This is a genomic window from Alteromonas nitratireducens, from assembly GCF_040812025.1.
In the GTDB taxonomy this organism is placed as follows: Bacteria; Pseudomonadota; Gammaproteobacteria; order Enterobacterales; family Alteromonadaceae; genus Alteromonas; species Alteromonas nitratireducens.
Window position 1 is genome coordinate 1 of the sequence record NZ_JBFNPK010000007.1, and the last position, 15510, is coordinate 15510.

At 52.9% G+C, this 15510-nt stretch carries 17 protein-coding genes and 3 tRNA genes; 1 reads left to right on the forward strand and 19 read right to left on the reverse strand.

The annotated features are described in order from the left end of the window. Positions 1-64: 64 nt before the first annotated feature. The 17 genes from AB1N33_RS07965 to aspS all read right to left on the reverse strand — a co-directional run bounded on the left by AB1N33_RS07965 (position 65) and on the right by aspS (position 12568). Positions 65-520 (reverse strand): DUF6538 domain-containing protein, encoded by a 456-nt coding sequence (locus AB1N33_RS07965; protein ID WP_411271018.1) that lies wholly within the window; start codon positions 518-520, stop codon positions 65-67. A gap of 94 nt (positions 521-614) precedes the next feature. Beyond that, positions 615-705 (reverse strand) — tRNA-Ser (locus AB1N33_RS07970). Positions 706-801: 96 nt separating this feature from the next. After that, positions 802-1863: a quinolinate synthase NadA gene (gene nadA, locus AB1N33_RS07975; RefSeq protein WP_411271019.1), complete on the reverse strand. Its 1062-nt coding sequence runs from the start codon at positions 1861-1863 to the stop codon at positions 802-804. A gap of 453 nt (positions 1864-2316) precedes the next feature. Next, a tRNA-Lys gene (locus AB1N33_RS07980) sits at positions 2317-2392 on the reverse strand. A 31-nt stretch (positions 2393-2423) separates the two neighbouring features. Next, positions 2424-2499, reverse strand: a tRNA-Lys gene (locus AB1N33_RS07985). A gap of 250 nt (positions 2500-2749) precedes the next feature. Beyond that, entirely contained in the window at positions 2750-3523 is a 774-nt protein-coding gene (gene ybgF, locus AB1N33_RS07990; protein ID WP_411271020.1) for a tol-pal system protein YbgF, read from the reverse strand. After that, positions 3523-4089, reverse strand: coding sequence for a peptidoglycan-associated lipoprotein Pal (pal, locus tag AB1N33_RS07995; RefSeq protein WP_411271021.1), 567 nt, complete (start codon positions 4087-4089; stop codon positions 3523-3525). The genes ybgF and pal overlap by 1 nt, the downstream gene beginning before the upstream one ends. A gap of 40 nt (positions 4090-4129) precedes the next feature. Next, entirely contained in the window at positions 4130-5485 is a 1356-nt protein-coding gene (gene tolB, locus AB1N33_RS08000; protein ID WP_411271022.1) for a Tol-Pal system beta propeller repeat protein TolB, read from the reverse strand. Positions 5486-5489: 4 nt separating this feature from the next. Continuing rightward, positions 5490-6272: a cell envelope integrity protein TolA gene (tolA, locus tag AB1N33_RS08005; protein WP_411271023.1), complete on the reverse strand. Its 783-nt coding sequence runs from the start codon at positions 6270-6272 to the stop codon at positions 5490-5492. A 15-nt stretch (positions 6273-6287) separates the two neighbouring features. Continuing rightward, entirely contained in the window at positions 6288-6713 is a 426-nt protein-coding gene (gene tolR / locus AB1N33_RS08010; RefSeq protein ID WP_411271024.1) for a protein TolR, read from the reverse strand. A 28-nt stretch (positions 6714-6741) separates the two neighbouring features. Further along, positions 6742-7425, reverse strand: a complete 684-nt coding sequence (tolQ, locus tag AB1N33_RS08015) for a protein TolQ (protein WP_411271025.1) — start codon at positions 7423-7425, stop codon at positions 6742-6744. Continuing rightward, positions 7415-7813, reverse strand: coding sequence for a tol-pal system-associated acyl-CoA thioesterase (ybgC, locus tag AB1N33_RS08020; RefSeq protein WP_411271026.1), 399 nt, complete (start codon positions 7811-7813; stop codon positions 7415-7417). Before ybgC ends, tolQ begins: the two co-directional genes overlap by 11 nt. Positions 7814-8183: 370 nt before the next feature. Then, positions 8184-9191 (reverse strand): Holliday junction branch migration DNA helicase RuvB, encoded by a 1008-nt coding sequence (ruvB, locus tag AB1N33_RS08025; protein WP_411271027.1) that lies wholly within the window; start codon positions 9189-9191, stop codon positions 8184-8186. A gap of 11 nt (positions 9192-9202) precedes the next feature. Then, complete coding sequence (ruvA, locus tag AB1N33_RS08030; protein WP_411271028.1) at positions 9203-9817, reverse strand: Holliday junction branch migration protein RuvA; 615 nt, start codon at positions 9815-9817, stop codon at positions 9203-9205. A 27-nt stretch (positions 9818-9844) separates the two neighbouring features. After that, entirely contained in the window at positions 9845-10363 is a 519-nt protein-coding gene (gene ruvC / locus AB1N33_RS08035; RefSeq protein WP_411271029.1) for a crossover junction endodeoxyribonuclease RuvC, read from the reverse strand. Positions 10364-10365: 2 nt separating this feature from the next. After that, positions 10366-10803, reverse strand: a complete 438-nt coding sequence (nudB, locus tag AB1N33_RS08040) for a dihydroneopterin triphosphate diphosphatase (protein ID WP_411271030.1) — start codon at positions 10801-10803, stop codon at positions 10366-10368. Between the two features lie 4 nt (positions 10804-10807). Beyond that, the gene (gene aspS, locus AB1N33_RS08045; protein WP_411271031.1) at positions 10808-12568 is read right to left on the reverse strand and encodes an aspartate--tRNA ligase; all 1761 of its coding nucleotides are present in this window, start codon (positions 12566-12568) and stop codon (positions 10808-10810) included. Positions 12569-12696: 128 nt separating this feature from the next. On the opposite strand from aspS, the gene AB1N33_RS08050 reads away from it, so the two are divergent. Continuing rightward, the gene (locus tag AB1N33_RS08050; RefSeq protein ID WP_411271032.1) at positions 12697-13581 is read left to right on the forward strand and encodes a DUF72 domain-containing protein; all 885 of its coding nucleotides are present in this window, start codon (positions 12697-12699) and stop codon (positions 13579-13581) included. Here AB1N33_RS08050 and AB1N33_RS08055 read toward each other — a convergent pair. Next, positions 13567-14922 (reverse strand): sigma 54-interacting transcriptional regulator, encoded by a 1356-nt coding sequence (locus AB1N33_RS08055; RefSeq protein WP_411271033.1) that lies wholly within the window; start codon positions 14920-14922, stop codon positions 13567-13569. The two genes, AB1N33_RS08050 and AB1N33_RS08055, sit on opposite strands and share 15 nt — an antisense overlap. Next, complete coding sequence (locus tag AB1N33_RS08060) at positions 14919-15509, reverse strand: YceK/YidQ family lipoprotein (RefSeq protein WP_411271034.1); 591 nt, start codon at positions 15507-15509, stop codon at positions 14919-14921. Before AB1N33_RS08060 ends, AB1N33_RS08055 begins: the two co-directional genes overlap by 4 nt. Position 15510: the final 1 nt, after the last annotated feature.

Consider the following 15510-nt stretch of genomic DNA (forward strand, 5'->3'; position numbering starts at 1 on the left):
AAAGCAACGGCTTCGCGCTTAAACTCTGGGGAATATTTTCTTCGCTTGGTCATAGACACTCCTTCTAGGCATAGTATGCCTCTTTATGGATGTGTCCGTAAAATCTGGGTAGAACCCCTATTTCTGACCACTGCCCTAGCCTCACAAGCATGAGGTCGTACTTAGCGATGTCAGTAAAGCCTGTAAGTGAACCAGACTCGTGCATACGTTTAAGCTCTCTATTGTAATAGCGAGCACTCAACACACTAATGTCTTTTCGAGTCAAAGAGTCTGGATTTGAGGACTTACGTTCAACAAGAGAACGCTCAACGTCAAGTTGTCGCTTACAACTCTCAAACTCTAAGGATATGGATTCATAGACAGATGGGTACAAACGCCTAGCCTCGGACAATACTTTTGTTCCAAGTGAGCGCCTAACTTCGGTTTTGCCGAATGCCTTTCTAATGTCTTTAGGTACTGAACGTCTACAGTAGTAAACTTTAGTTTTAGGATGTTTCCAAGGTTGAGCCATAAGGTTCATCTGTACCACCCCACTGTACCACCTGCACAACGTGGGGCTGACATAACTACTTGTTTTATGGTCTTTTTCTTAACTATCAGGTAGTTAAGGTATTTGGCGGAGAGAGAGGGATTCGAACCCTCGATACGCTATTAACGTATACACACTTTCCAGGCGTGCGCCTTCAGCCACTCAGCCATCTCTCCGGATTGTGTCGGGAAACTCCCGAGCGCGCGTATAGTAGGTAAACCCGCGCGCTTTATCAAGAAGTAAGCAGGAAAAAATCAACAACTGTCGAATTATTAGGCGCTTTGTACCTGCTTCTGTTTTAACGCCGCTGAAAAGCTCAGCATACGATCCAATGGGATTAATGCCTTTTCACGCAGCGATGCATCCACATGAATTTCGTGCGCGCTGGCATGCTCTGTCAGGGCGCTCTTTATTGCTTCCAGACCATTCATAGCCATCCACGGACAGTGCGCACAGCTGCGGCACGTGGCACCATTACCGCCGGTTGGCGCTTCGATGAACGTCTTTGATGGCGTCAGTTGTTGCATCTTATAAAAAATGCCGCGGTCTGTTGCCACGATAAACGTATCGTTATCCATGGTCTGAGAGGCCTTAATCAACTGGCTGGTAGAGCCCACTGCGTCGGCCATTTCTACTACGCTGGCCGGTGACTCAGGATGCACCAGAATAGCGGCGTCCGGGTAAAGTGCCTTCATGTCTTTAAGCTTCTGTGCAGAGAACTCGTCATGGACGATACATTCACCCTGCCACATCAGCATGTCAGCGCCGGTCTGTTTGGCAATATAGCTACCCAGGTGACGATCTGGCCCCCAGATAATTTTTTTGCCCTGCTCGTCCAGGTGCTCAACGATTTCCAGCGCGATGCTGGATGTAACCACCCAGTCTGCACGCGCTTTAACGGCGGCAGAGGTGTTCGCGTACACAACCACAGTGTGGTCAGGGTGCTCATCACAAAACGCGCTGAAGGCATCCACAGGGCAGCCTAAGTCGAGTGAACAGGTTGCTTCGAGCGTTGGCATCAGCACGGTTTTTTCAGGGCTGAGGATTTTCGCTGTTTCACCCATGAAGCGCACGCCTGCAACAATCAGGGTTTGCTCTTTGGCATCGCGGCCAAAACGCGCCATTTCGAGTGAGTCAGCAACACAGCCTCCGGTCTCTTCTGCCAGTGCCTGAATTTCGGGATCGGTATAGTAGTGCGCCACCATTACCGCATTGTTGGCCTTCAGCAGGGCTTTAATTTCAGACTTCAGTTCCTGCTTACGCTCAGACGACAACGGCTCTGGCTTGGCCGGAAACGGGTAATCAATTTGATCCACTCTACGTGCTACAGACATCAGGATACCTACTAGACCAATAATAAGGGCGGGAATTATACCCAACTGTCATAAAAATTACACACTCACAGGTGCATCAGTAACGGTTGGATGTTAGACGGTGTTTAGTACCAAAAATTCCCTGCGACAGATCAGAAATAAGATAGGGCAAGTACAGCGCGCTGAAGCGCGTTCAATGTCGCATACGCGCCATTGTCGAACAGCTTCGCTGGTTCAAATCCTGCGCGAGCATATCAGTTTATATAAGTTCTGGGGTACATCGGTGCATTGGGAGGAAATGGTGGGTCGTGCTGGATTACTCGGTCGCCTGCGGCGCCCTTCGCCCTGCGGGCCGCGCTGAAGCGCGTTCAATGTCGCATGCGCGCCATTGTCGAACAGCCTCGCTGGTTCAAATCCTGCGCAAGCATATCGGTTTGTATAAGTTCTGGAGTAAATTGGTGCATTGAGAGGAGATGGTGGGTCGTGCTGGATTCGAACCAGCGACCAATTGATTAAAAGTCAACTGCTCTACCAACTGAGCTAACGACCCGCACCAATGGTGAAAAACAGAAGAGAGAAAGTGGTGGGTCGTGCTGGATTCGAACCAGCGACCAATTGATTAAAAGTCAACTGCTCTACCAACTGAGCTAACGACCCACAATCTCTTGTTTTTCTGTGTTGCCAGTGCCTCGGCAACGGCGGCATATATTACTTATTTCCTCGCCGCGTGCAACCCAAAAAGACGTTTTATTTTCACTTTTATGTCAAAAAAAGCCTGAACGCTCAAAATTAGACCAAGACGGTCAGTTCAGCAACACTCAGAATGTAAAATCAACGTAAATTACGCTTAGAAAGCAAAAAACAGCCCAAAATAAAAAACCTCTCGTCAGAGAGGTTTTTTAAAACGTTAATTTAATCGCGATTCTGCAAGCCGGCTTGCCGATGAGTCCGGATATTCAGACAGCACCTGCTGAAATAATGCTCGTGCCTGCGCACTGTTCCCCTGGCGCTCGGCAATCACACCAAGCTTTAACAGGGCATCCGGGCGCTTGCTCGAATCGGTGAAGCGATTCGCCACCACCTCGAACTGCACTTTCGCATCATCCCAGGCCTGCTTGTTAAACAGCAGTTGCCCCAGCCAGTAGTGCGCATTAGGAGCATACTCACTGTCAGGGAATCGCTCAATGAACGACTGAAAGGCCGGAATGGCTTTGTCGTACTCGCGCGACTTCAGGATAAGATTCACCGCGTTGTCGTACGCCTCGCTTTCACTGGCAGCCGTTGCCGGCGCTGCTGGCGTAACCTGCGTACTGGTCTGAGTCTGGCCTGATACAGGCTGCTCAACCATCACGCCGCTCTGCTTCAGTGCCTCTACCCGCTTATCGATTTCCAGGTAAAGTTCACGCTGACGTTCCAGCACCTTTTGCAATTCGTTGGTGTTAACTTCAACCGCGCCCCGAATCTGATCGATTTCGGCCTGCATGGTATCCAGCTGCTGCTGTAACCGGTGTTGCATTTCAGTACGGCTCTTGACCATACGCTCTAGCACGACAACACGCTGTTCGAGTTCGCCGCCACCGTTCACATCATAAACCGGCGCCTGCGCAAATACCGCCGCTGAAACAACAAGGGCGGCGCCAACGGCGACGCCCTGTGTGGTTTTCTTCACCCGTTTAGCCATTACTGATAAACAATAATTGCGCGACGGTTCTGAGCAAAGGCGTATTCAGTAGACCCGGTTACGGCAGGCTTCTCTTCACCGTAAGATACAACTGAAATCTGGCTCGCACTAACGCCCGCATTCATCAGGTAAGTTTCAACTGACTGTGCACGACGCTCACCCAGCGCGATGTTGTACTCTGGCGTACCACGGCTGTCAGTGTGACCCTGGATAACCACGGTCTGACCCGGCTGCTTAACCAGGAACTCAGCGTGCTTGTCCAGCAGCGCCTGGAATTCAGGCTTGATGTTAGAGCGGTCAAAGTCGAAGTAAACAGTCTGTTCGTTTTGCAGAGCAGCTTTTTCCTGCTGAACCATTTCTTCCTGACGCTTCATGCGTGCAGCAGCTTCCGCTTTCACACGTGCTTCTTCTTCCATCTGCGCTTTACGCTCGGCTTCTGCCTGCTCCTGCGCCATACGGTTGCGTTCTGCCGCCAGTTCTTCTTCACTCGGACCTGAAGAACAGGCCATCATGGTCACCACTGGCAAGGCGATAATGAAGCTTTTCATTACTTTATTCATTTGCATCCTCTTAATCCTTATATTTATTTATCGTTACGTAAGTGTTTTAGAACAAAAATGGTGACCAACTTGGCGACTTCACTTGTCCATTGGCTGCTGGCAACCTGGCTTTAAAACGCCCGTCGAGGGATACCAGCGATAATACCTGAGTATCTCCGTGCAACGTGCTGTATATAATCATGCTTCCATTCGGCGCCACGCTCGGCGATTCATCCAGATAAGTTCTGGTCAGTACCTGGGGTGCGCCGTCGTCCAGCGACTGCCGGGCAATATGGTAATCCCCGTTAGTGCGGTTCACCAGTACCAGTTCTTTTCCATCGGGTGTTACCGTAGCACCCAGATTTTGTTCGCCAACAAAGGTGACACGTCTCACCTTCCCTGATGCTAAATTTACGCTATAAATCTGTGGTTTACCACCCCGTTCCGAGCTAAATATCAGACTCTTGCCGTCTGGCGTCCAGGCTGGCTCGGTATCAATGGCACGGTTTCGCGTGATCCGGCGCAAACTTTTGGTCGCAATATCCATGATATACAGCTCAGGGTTGCCGTCTTTGGACAGCACCATCGCCAGTTGTTTTCCATCCGGCGAGAACACAGGGCTACCGTTAATACCGGGGAAGTCCGTCATGCGCGTACGTTCCATGGTATAGATATCCTGAATATAGATTTGCGGCCGACGGTTTTCAAAACTCACATACGCCAGCTTTTCACCGTCCGGTGACCACGACGGCGACATCAGCGGTTCCGGAGAGGACAACAGCCGGGTCTCGTTTTCACCGTCGTAATCAGCAATGACCAGTTGATAAGGCAAGTCGTGGGTTTTGCGATCACGCACAATGACATAGGCAATCCGGGTAAGAAACGCGCCGCGAACTCCGGTCAGTTTTTCATACACTACATCGCTGATGCGATGCGCATACTGACGAAAGTCACTACCGTTAATGACAGCCTGGCGCGACGCAATCACGTGATCACGGGCCTCTACCAGCTGGCCATCCTTTAATACGCGTGACTGACCACCGGTCAGTTGCCCTTTCAGTACATCTATCAGTTCGTATGACACCAGGTAACGGTCAACCGACTGCATCTCAATAGACCCTACCAGCACGGTATCGACGCCGGTACTTGCCCAGGCGGTGTAGTCAATGTCAGCGTCAGTCGCCGGGTATTGCGGCATGTCTGCCGGGTCCATCGGATTAAACTTTCCGCTCCGCATCAGGTCCGCCATGATCACGTCAGACAGCTCACCGGGTAACGGACCTTCTCCGCGCCACTTGAAGGGCACAATACCGATAGGCCGCGCAGAATCCACCCCTTCAGTGATTACAATTTCCAGTGATGCAAATGCCCGGCTGCTAAAGACCAGGACCAGTGCAACGAGCCATGTTTTGAAATCTGTCATACTGCTAAGGTTCCATTATTATTGTAACGTCTTTGATTTCTTCGTATACGTCCGGCGCAGCCCCCTCGATGGGCATGGTTTCTGCCCGTCTTACTGCACTCTCGGCCGACCGGCAAAGCGCATCATCACCACCCAGAATACGTATGCTTGTTACAAAGCCGGTCGTCGCCAGACGGATCCGTATTCTGCAACGCTGGCCTTTGAAGCTTTCATAATCATACAGGTTCTGCTGGATTTTTCGCTGGATCAGCGCCTGATACCGTTCCACTTCCGTCAGCACCTGCTGTCGACGCCTTGCCGCCTGCGCCTGCTGTTCCGCTTTTAGCTGCTCTTGCAAAATTCTGTCCATTTCGGCTTTTCGCTCGGCTTCTTTGCGTTTTTGCTCGGCTTCGGCTTTCTCACGCGCTTCACGTTCTTTGCGTTCTTTCTCTTTCTGCGCGGCCAGTTGCTTCAGCTCCTGCTGACGCTTACGCTCAGCCGCCTCGGCCTCTCTTTTCTCGCGCGCACGCTTGTCTGCCAGCGCTTTCTGGCGTCTTCGCTCGGCCGCTTCCCGAGCCTTACGTTCCCGCTCTGCAGCCTCTGCGCGGGCCTGCGCTTCGGCCTGTGCCTGCGCCCGCTTTTGATCAGCAATAGCCTGCGCATCAATGAAGGTTGCCTGGATCACGGGCGCGGATGTTGCCGGTGCCGGAAGCGGATCAGCAGAGAAACTGACGCTAATTAGCAACACCAGTGCAACAACAGCATGTAAGCCCAGTGACTTGTAAACAGACGCGGCTGACTCGGTCATAAACGCTACTTCCTGTTATTCAGGGTCAACCGGATCCGTCATCAGGCCCACTGACGGCACACCTGCGCCCTGCAGCAGCACCATCAGCTGAATCACTTCGTTATAGGCTACCTGACCGTCGCCTTTGACAACCACGGGGGTTTTCGGTGACTTTTGTAGCTGAGCCTGCACCAGCGCGGCGAGTTCATCAGGTTCCAGCGGACTGTCCTGATTATCGCCCACATTCAGATAATAGCGGCCTTTCACATCCACAGACGCAATCAGCGGTGGTGTGTCTTCCTGTTCAATCGGATTGGCACTGGCTTTTGGCAGATCGACCTTAACGCCCTGGGAAATCAGCGGCGCGGTAACCATAAAAATAATAAGCAGCACCAGCATGACATCAATGTACGGCACCACATTGATCTCTGACACCGGACGACGGCGTTTTCTGATATACATCGATTCCTCCTGCGGCGTCGCGTGCGGATTACTGCTGCGCCTGCGCAGCGAGCGCCTGGCGATGAAGGATAGCCGAAAACTCTTCCATAAAGTTGCCGTAGCTGTTTTCCAGCTTTTCCACCTGGTGACTGAAGCGGTTATATGCAATCACAGCCGGAATAGCCGCAAACAAACCAATCGCCGTGGCAATCAGTGCTTCTGCAATGCCCGGCGCCACCATCGCAAGCGTGGCCTGCTGCACCTCACCTAACGCAATAAACGCATTCATGATACCCCATACCGTACCGAACAGACCGATATACGGACTGATGGAACCAGCGGTAGCGAGGAATGGTAAATGGCTTTCCAGCTCTTCGACCTGACGCGACATGCTCACCCGCATCGCACGATAAGTGCCGTCGACAATGCCATTGGTGCTGGTATTCCCCTTTCGAAGGCGAACGAATTCTTTAAATCCGGCACAGAAGATACTCGACAGGCCGCTTAGGTTGGCGCGGGCAGATAACTCCTGATACAGCTTATTCAGATCAGCGCCTGACCAGAAGCGATCCTCAAACTGGACCATTTCGTCACGCGCGCGGCGCAATGCTTTACTGCGCTGGAAAATAAAGGTCCAGGACGCCACGGATACAGAAAGCAGTAACAGCATGACCAGCTGCACAATAAAACTGGCTTGTAAAAATAACCCGATAAAGGTGAGATCAGATGACACGCGTTAAATCCCCTAGCAAAGTTTTTGGTAATCGTCTGGCTCGCATGGTAGCCGGATCGACACAGGCGATAAGTACCTCGGCGTCAACCAGGGTATCGCCTGCCTTATTTTTTATTTGTTGTTTGAACAGCATACTAGCGCCCTTCAATTCTACAACCTGGCTATGAATACTCAACAGCTCATTGAACCGGGCGGGCGCATAGTTATGCATCTCAACGCGTTTGACGACAAAGGCGACCGATTGTTCCATCAGATTATCCTGCTCGTAGCCTAAGTCTCTGAGCCATTCTGTGCGCGCTCTTTCACAGAATTTCAGATAGTTAGCGTAATAGACGATGCCACCTGCATCGGTATCTTCATAATAAACCCGGACCTGGAGCTGATGCATAGATATTCCCTTGCGACGTAAAATAATTAATTAAAGATGTCATAAAAAACGCAAAAACAGGAAAACCCAACCACACTGAGCGCCACGTTTTTACTGGACAGATGCGGATGTTAACCAGAAAAAATCATATTATTAACATTCGCTATACACATTATTTTTTCTAATCTGAAAAAACAATTTTCCTCAATTGTCAGCGATCAGGTTATCTCTATAATACGCGCCATCAAGTCATACAGCATGTACCTCCGATGAGGATGTGCACGAGATTCATCTCCTGTTAGACATGAGTTCCCTGGATTTATTTCCTTCAACACTTGTTGTTTTGCCCGCTCACTTTGAGCGGGCTTTTTTATTTGTGCCTTCAGAACAATCAGGGATCGGTTGGGGTAAACCCGAAATGCAGATAGGCGCGTTGTGACACAATACGCCCACGGGGAGTGCGTTGCAGGAAACCCTGCTGAATCAGAAACGGTTCAATCACGTCTTCAATGGTTTCTTTTTCTTCGCCGATGGCTGCTGCCAGGTTCTCCAGCCCTACCGGACCACCGTCAAATTTTTCGATAATCGCAGTCAGCAGTTTACGGTCCATGTAGTCAAAACCTTCTTTATCGACATCCAGCATATCGAGGGCTTTGGCTGCAACGTCAGCACCCACGGTGCCGCTGGACTTCACCTGTGCATAATCGCGAACCCGTCGTAACAGCCGGTTTGCAATACGCGGCGTTCCACGCGCCCGTCTGGCGACTTCCTGTGCGCCTTCCTCGGCCAAATCCAGATTCAGATAACTGGCGCTGCGGGCAACAATTCGCGTGAGATCGGTTACCGAATAAAACTCCAGACGCTGAACAATGCCAAAACGGTCACGTAGCGGTGATGTCAGCGAGCCCGCCCGCGTGGTCGCGCCAACCAGAGTGAACGGCGGCAGATCGAGCTTAATAGAGCGTGCTGCAGGACCTTCGCCAATCATGATATCAAGCTGGTAATCCTCCATCGCCGGATACAGGATCTCTTCGACAACCGGACTTAAGCGATGGATTTCGTCAATAAACAGCACATCGTTACGTTCCAGGTTCGTCAGCAGCGCGGCCAAATCACCAGCTTTTTCCAGCACCGGGCCGGACGTGGTTTTAATGTTCACGCCCATTTCATTGGCAACGATATTTGCCAGCGTGGTTTTACCCAGTCCCGGCGGTCCGAAGATCAGCAGGTGATCCAGCGCGTCATCACGGTTGCGCGCAGCCTGGATAAAAATTTCCATCTGTTCGCGCACATGAGGCTGACCACTGTAGTCTTCCAGCATCTTTGGGCGTATCGCCCGGTCGATAACCTCATCTTCCTGGCTGGCTGACGGGGTTATGAGTCTGTCTGCTTCAATCATCTCGCTACCTGCTAAATGGCGGCTTTAAGCGCTTCCCGGATAACGGTTTCGCTGTCCATGTTGTCATCATACACGCTGTCAATCAGCTTGCTCGCCTGTGCCGGCTTATAACCAAGTGCCAGCAGCGCGCCCATGGCGTCTTCGCGTACATCATTAACGGCTACCAGGGTATTGCCGGGCTTCTCGCCATCCACCGGCATCACCACGGTCTGCTGCTTGCCAAACTTTTCCAGCCGATCTTTCAGTTCAACCACCAGTCGCTCTGCGGTTTTCTTTCCGATGCCGGGCATACTGACCAGCGCGCTCACGTCTTCATTCTGCACGCTTGCAAGAAATTGTGAGGCTGACATGCCGGATAAAATGGTCAGCGCCAGTTTGGGCCCGACGCCATTCGCCTTAATCAGTTCACGAAACAATGCACGTTCTACTTTTTCGCTAAAACCAAATAACAGCTGCGCATCTTCACGTACGACGAAATGGGTATACAGCGTTACGGTCTCACCGACCGCCGGCAACTGATAAAAACTGGTCATCGGCATCTGGATTTCGTAACCCACGCCATTTACGTCCACCAGCACATCCGGCGGCTGCTTTTCAATCAGTTGTCCCTGAATTCGTCCAATCATGCATTACTTCTCTGTTGTTAACCGGCCTCAGCGTAAGCGACCGCGTACGGTTTTCTTCGCCTGTCCGGCCATTTTTATCAGGCTCTGTTCGGTATTTGCGTGACACAGTGCCACCGCCAGCGCGTCAGCAGCATCAGCCTGAGGCGTACCGCTCAGCTCAAGCAAATGCCTGACCATGTGTTGTACCTGCGTCTTGTCTGCGCTGCCCTTTCCTACCACCGCCTGTTTTATCTGGCGGGCAGAGTACTCGGCAATGTCCAGACCCGACTGTGTCGCTGCCACAATGGCGGCGCCACGCGCCTGACCAAGCTTCAGTGCCGAGTCCGGGTTACGGGCCATGAATACCTGCTCTATGGCAAACTGGGCTGGCTGGTACTGTTTTATGATGTCGCCAACACCGATAAATATATTATTCAGACGGGCACTTAAATCCTGGGTACCGACACGAATACAGCCACTCGCGACATACACCAGTTTACCCTGTCGACGGGCAATCACACCGTAGCCTGTCACCCTCGAACCTGGATCTATACCCAGTATAACCATAGTTATTCTCCCGGCACAAACTGCGCAACCGCATCGCGGTTAGACGGCGACCATAATCGCGCGATGGCCTCGGATTTCGTGACCCATTCTGCTCGCAGATGCTCAGTTAACGTCAGCGGATGTGCACTGTCGATACAGGCACAAAACACATGTTCTGTATTGTGCGTGGTACCGGGCGGATAGCGATGTCGCCAGCGTGGGCGGATTTCATAGGTGTTGGTTGTCTGACAATCAGTCAGCGGCAGGGTGTCAGGACTCAGCAGCACGCCCGTTTCTTCTCTGACTTCACGATAGGCTGCGTCCACTGGCAACTCCCCCTCTTCCAGGGCGCCGGTTACAGACTGCCAGAACTGCGGGTCGTCCTGGCGCTGCAGGATCAGAACGCGCTGGCGGTCGTCATACAGCACCACCAGCACGGATTCAGGCTTTTTATAGGCCATACAATCAGGACGTTTTTTTCACCGTGGCAATTGCCAGATCTTCCAGTTGCTGCGGATTAGCCGGGCTTGGTGCCGAGGTCAGCGGACACGCAGCAGTGGTGGTTTTCGGGAACGCCATCACGTCACGAATAGAGCTGGCCCCCGTCATCAGCATCACCAGACGGTCCAGACCAAACGCCAGACCAGCATGCGGTGGCGCACCAAATTTCAGGGCATCAAGCAGGAAGCCAAACTTGTTCTGAGCCTCTTCTTCATCGATACCCAGAATCGTGAATACCGCAGACTGCATCGCCTGGTCGTGGATACGCACAGAGCCGCCACCCAGCTCGACCCCGTTTAACACCATGTCATAAGCGTCAGACAGGGCGTTAACCGGATCAGCTTTGAGCTCGTCCGGCGTCATTCCGCGCGGTGACGTGAACGGGTGGTGCAGTGCATAAAGCTCTCCGTCAACTTCCTCAAACATCGGGAAGTCGACTACCCACAGCGGCTTCCAGTCGCCCTGCAGCAGATTAAAGTCTTCACCCAGCTTAAGACGCAGCGCGCCCATGGCCTCTGTCACTACGGTCGCTGAATCGGCACCGAACAGCAGAATATCGCCGGCCTCTGCCCCCGTGCGCGCAATCAGTGCATCGGTAATGTCTTCACTCAGGAATTTCAGAATCGGCGACTGCAGGCCTTCCTGACCAGGCTGGATGTCGTTCACTTTGATCCATGCCAGTCCTTTCGCACCGTAGATCCCCACGAACTTGGTGTAGTCATCGATTTGCTTGCGCGACAGACCCGCACCGCCGGGAACGCGAATAACCGCAACACGGCCTTTCGGGTCTGTTGCCGGGCCACTGAAAACTTTAAACTCAACGCTTTCGAGCAGGTCAGCCACATCCACCAGCTCCAGCGGGTTACGTAAGTCAGGCTTATCACTGCCGAAACGACGCATCGCCTCTGCATAGGTCATGCGCGGAAACTCACCCAGATCCACGTCCATCATGGTTTTGAACAGTTCCCGGATCATGCCTTCGGTAATGGCCATCACACCGTCTGCGTCCAGGAATGTGGTTTCAAGGTCGATTTGGGTAAATTCAGGCTGACGGTCGGCACGCAGGTCCTCGTCACGGAAACACTTAACAATCTGGTAGTAGCGGTCCATACCGGACATCATCAGCAGCTGTTTAAATAACTGCGGCGACTGCGGCAGTGCAAAGAATTCACCTTTATGGGTACGGCTTGGTACCAGGTAATCACGCGCGCCTTCCGGTGTGGCTTTGGTCAGAATCGGGGTTTCAATGTCCAGAAAACCCTCGTTCTCCAGATAACGGCGAACGGCGGCGGTAACCCTGGCACGGAACATCAGGCGCTGGGTCATAACCGGGCGACGCAGGTCGAGGTAACGGTAGCGCAGGCGCTGCTCTTCGGAGTTTTCCTGGTTCCAGTCAAGTGGCAGTACGTCAGACCGGTTAATCACTACCAGTTCAGTACCCAGAATTTCAACTTCACCTGTGCGCATGTCCTTATTGACCTGTCCTTGCGGACGGGCGCGAACTTTACCCGACAACTTAACGCAGAACTCGCTGCGCAGTGTGTTGGCCACCTCAAGCACTTCCGGCAAATCAGGGTCAAACACCACCTGGACAATGCCTTCACGATCACGCAGATCGATAAATATCACACCGCCAAGATCGCGGCGTTTGTTTACCCAGCCATAAAGGGTAACGGTTTGTCCGATATAGGATGAATCAATATTCCCACAGTAATCCGTGCGCATGGTCGCTGACCTCTGATTTTTCTTGCTTGATGTTGCGGGGTGCGGTTATCACTGGTAAAAACAGGCCCACAACAACTGAGTGATACGATAAAGGCCGCATAGTATAAACAAATGCGTTTGAAAGCCCAATGACAAAAATGCATGAACCTTCCGCCGCCCTGCCTGCGGTGTATATTGGCTTGCCAATGTGGCAGCATCCCGACTGGCCGGCGTGCTGGTTCGGCGGCAACCAGAGTGCGCAACTGGCCCGTTACGCGCGCCAGATGAACAGTGTCGAAGGCAACACCATGTTCTATTCGTTGCCCTCTGCTGCCACCCTGTCGCAGTGGTCTGAGGCGGTCGGCGAGTCGTTCCTGTTCACGTTTAAATTTCATCAGGCTATCTCACACCACAAAGCGCTGATTCACTGTGAGGATGAAATTGCGCAGCAACTGAACTTACTTGCGCCCATGTACCATCAGGTCGGCGTTATGCTGCTGCAGTTACCCGCGCAATTTGGCCCCGATAACCTGCCCGCACTGGCCGGTTTTCTGAACCATCTCCCCGATGATCTGCATGTTGCCGTGGAAGTCCGGCATCTGGCATTTTTTATGAAAGGTGATGAGGAACGCGCCCTCAACCGTCTGCTCGCTGAGCACGGTGCGAACCGCATTATTATGGATACGCGGGCATTGTTCAGTGGCCGGTCGGACAGTGCACTGACGGCTGAGGTCCGGACTAAAAAACCGAGGGTGCCGGTCAACGTCATTGCCACTGGCTCCCGTCCGGTCGTGCGTTTTGTCGGCAACAATAATGACAACGACAACCTGCGCTGCCTGTCACCCTGGATAGATAAAATTCACCAGTGGCGGTGTGAAGGCCGCACGCCGTTTATCTTTTTTCACCGCCCCGATAACCGTGATGCGCCATGGCTGGCAGACCAGTTCATTCGTCAGTACAACAGCGCCTACCCCACTGCGGCGCTGCCCGCCCTGACCTTTCCGCAACAGCCCGATCAGTCAGCTCTCTTCTGACGCCCTTTCGCGGTAATCGCCCGCCTCCAGCTCATGCTTTTTCATCAGCTTGTGCATGTCGGTTCGGTTTCTGCCGGCCAGTTCAGCTGCACGGGTAACATTACCGTCTGTCATTTTAAGCAGTTTGTGCAGGTACTGCTGTTCAAAGGCATCCCGCGCTTCTGTCAGTGTCGGCCAGCTCTGACGGCATGACGACAACGCTTGCTCCACCAGATGCAGCGGAATGACGGGAGTCTGCGTCAGCGCGACACACTGCTCCACTACGTTAACCAGCTGACGCACATTACCCGGCCAGTCTGACTTCACCAGTAACTGCATAGCATCATCAGAAAACTGGCTGACATTCACTTTATGACGCTGTGCACTTTGCTGCAGCAGTGTACGTGCCAGCAGCGGAATATCCTCGCTGCGGGTTTTCAGCGACGGCAGCTTCAGGTTCACCACGTTCAGCCGGTAATAGAGATCTTCCCGGAATGCCCCCGACTCCATCTCTTTTTGCAGATCTTTGTGGGTGGCAGAAATTACCCGAACATCAATATCCACATGTTTGGCACTGCCGACCGGACGAATTTGCCGTTCCTGCAGGGCACGCAGCAGTTTTACCTGCAGCGTCATCGGCATATCCCCGATTTCGTCGAGAAACAGGGTGCCGCCGTCAGCTTCACGGAACAGACCAGGATTGGCCTGAACAGCGCCGGTGAACGCGCCTTTCGCGTGCCCGAACAACTCGGACTCAAGCAGGTTTTCGGGCAGCGCACCGCAGTTAATGGCCACAAACGGTTTGTCGCGACGGTCGCTGGCCTGATGAATAGCTTTTGCCAGCAGCTCTTTCCCCGTTCCGCTGGCGCCGGAAATCAGCACGCTGACTTCACGCCGGGCAATCCGGTAGGCCTGATCCAGTACGTTCAGCATCTCAGGAGAGCGGGTGATGATGTCGCTCGCCCAGTCACCAGGCTGAGCGGCCTGCGACTGACTCAGCGCCTTGTTCAGCATGCTGCGCAACTCATCATGATCAACCGGTTTGGTCAGAAAGCCAAACACCCCTCGCTGGGTTGCCGCTACTGCGTCAGAAATCGTGCCGTGCGCCGTCATCAGAATCACCGGCAGATCCTGTCGTAAGCCGGTGATTTCCTCGAACAGGCTAAGCCCGTCAAGACCCGGCATACGCAAGTCACTTAACACCACATCAATTGACTCACTGCGAACCTTTTTCAGTGCACTCTGACCGTCTTCGACGGCGGTCACGCGAAAGCCCTCACCTTCCAGGCGAATGGTCAGCAGCCTTAACAGACTGTTATCATCATCAACCAGTAAGAGATGGGGCGCCTGTCGTTCTGTCATTGCTGATTACTCCTGCTTTTATCCATCAGCGTTGCTTCAATTTGCAACAACTCTTCGAGCTTCTTTTGCTGCAGTTCCAGCTCGTTTTTGAGTACATCAATACTGTTAGCCTGTCGGGTATTCACCCGGCTCAGTAACGTAATGGCCGACTCAAACTCCAGCATTTGCTGGTTTGGTTGCGCCAGCAACGTGGTCGCGACGCGTTGCGCCTGCGGTGTCAGCGACGATGTCACTTCGTTAAGCAGTGTCTGTGCGCGCAGCCTGTCCTGATAAGGCGTATCCACGGGTATACTCAGAATAATCCGGTGCAGCTTATCGCTGAGGGTTGAACCGAGTGCTGACAGCGCCCGTTTGCGCTCGGGCCAGGCCGTATTGTCGGCCTTCACCCACAAGGCAACCCAGTAACGGGCATCACAGTTGTGAGGCAGCATCGTTTCGTCTGCCACCAGACAAAACGCGTTGTCATCCAGCACCACCACGTCAGTGGGGCTCTCCGGCAAGTTCGTTGTGGTTTGATTGCCCGGTGAGAGAAATGACGCACAGCCGGACACCAGTAAAGCCAGCATGGCTGGCCCGATAATTCGCATG

Coding starts and splice junctions, on each gene's coding strand:
- AB1N33_RS07965 (WP_411271018.1), bottom strand. CDS start 520: ATGAACCTTATGGCTCAACCTTGGAAACATCCTAAAACTAAAGTTTAC.
- nadA (WP_411271019.1), bottom strand. CDS start 1,863: ATGTCTGTAGCACGTAGAGTGGATCAAATTGATTACCCGTTTCCGGCC.
- ybgF (WP_411271020.1), bottom strand. CDS start 3,523: ATGGCTAAACGGGTGAAGAAAACCACACAGGGCGTCGCCGTTGGCGCC.
- pal (WP_411271021.1), bottom strand. CDS start 4,089: ATGCAAATGAATAAAGTAATGAAAAGCTTCATTATCGCCTTGCCAGTG.
- tolB (WP_411271022.1), bottom strand. CDS start 5,485: ATGACAGATTTCAAAACATGGCTCGTTGCACTGGTCCTGGTCTTTAGC.
- tolA (WP_411271023.1), bottom strand. CDS start 6,272: ATGACCGAGTCAGCCGCGTCTGTTTACAAGTCACTGGGCTTACATGCT.
- tolR (WP_411271024.1), bottom strand. CDS start 6,713: ATGTATATCAGAAAACGCCGTCGTCCGGTGTCAGAGATCAATGTGGTG.
- ybgC (WP_411271026.1), bottom strand. CDS start 7,813: ATGCATCAGCTCCAGGTCCGGGTTTATTATGAAGATACCGATGCAGGT.
- ruvB (WP_411271027.1), bottom strand. CDS start 9,191: ATGATTGAAGCAGACAGACTCATAACCCCGTCAGCCAGCCAGGAAGAT.
- ruvA (WP_411271028.1), bottom strand. CDS start 9,817: ATGATTGGACGAATTCAGGGACAACTGATTGAAAAGCAGCCGCCGGAT.
- ruvC (WP_411271029.1), bottom strand. CDS start 10,363: ATGGTTATACTGGGTATAGATCCAGGTTCGAGGGTGACAGGCTACGGT.
- nudB (WP_411271030.1), bottom strand. CDS start 10,803: ATGGCCTATAAAAAGCCTGAATCCGTGCTGGTGGTGCTGTATGACGAC.
- aspS (WP_411271031.1), bottom strand. CDS start 12,568: ATGCGCACGGATTACTGTGGGAATATTGATTCATCCTATATCGGACAA.
- AB1N33_RS08050 (WP_411271032.1), top strand. CDS start 12,697: ATGACAAAAATGCATGAACCTTCCGCCGCCCTGCCTGCGGTGTATATT.
- AB1N33_RS08055 (WP_411271033.1), bottom strand. CDS start 14,922: ATGACAGAACGACAGGCGCCCCATCTCTTACTGGTTGATGATGATAAC.
- AB1N33_RS08060 (WP_411271034.1), bottom strand. CDS start 15,509: ATGCGAATTATCGGGCCAGCCATGCTGGCTTTACTGGTGTCCGGCTGT.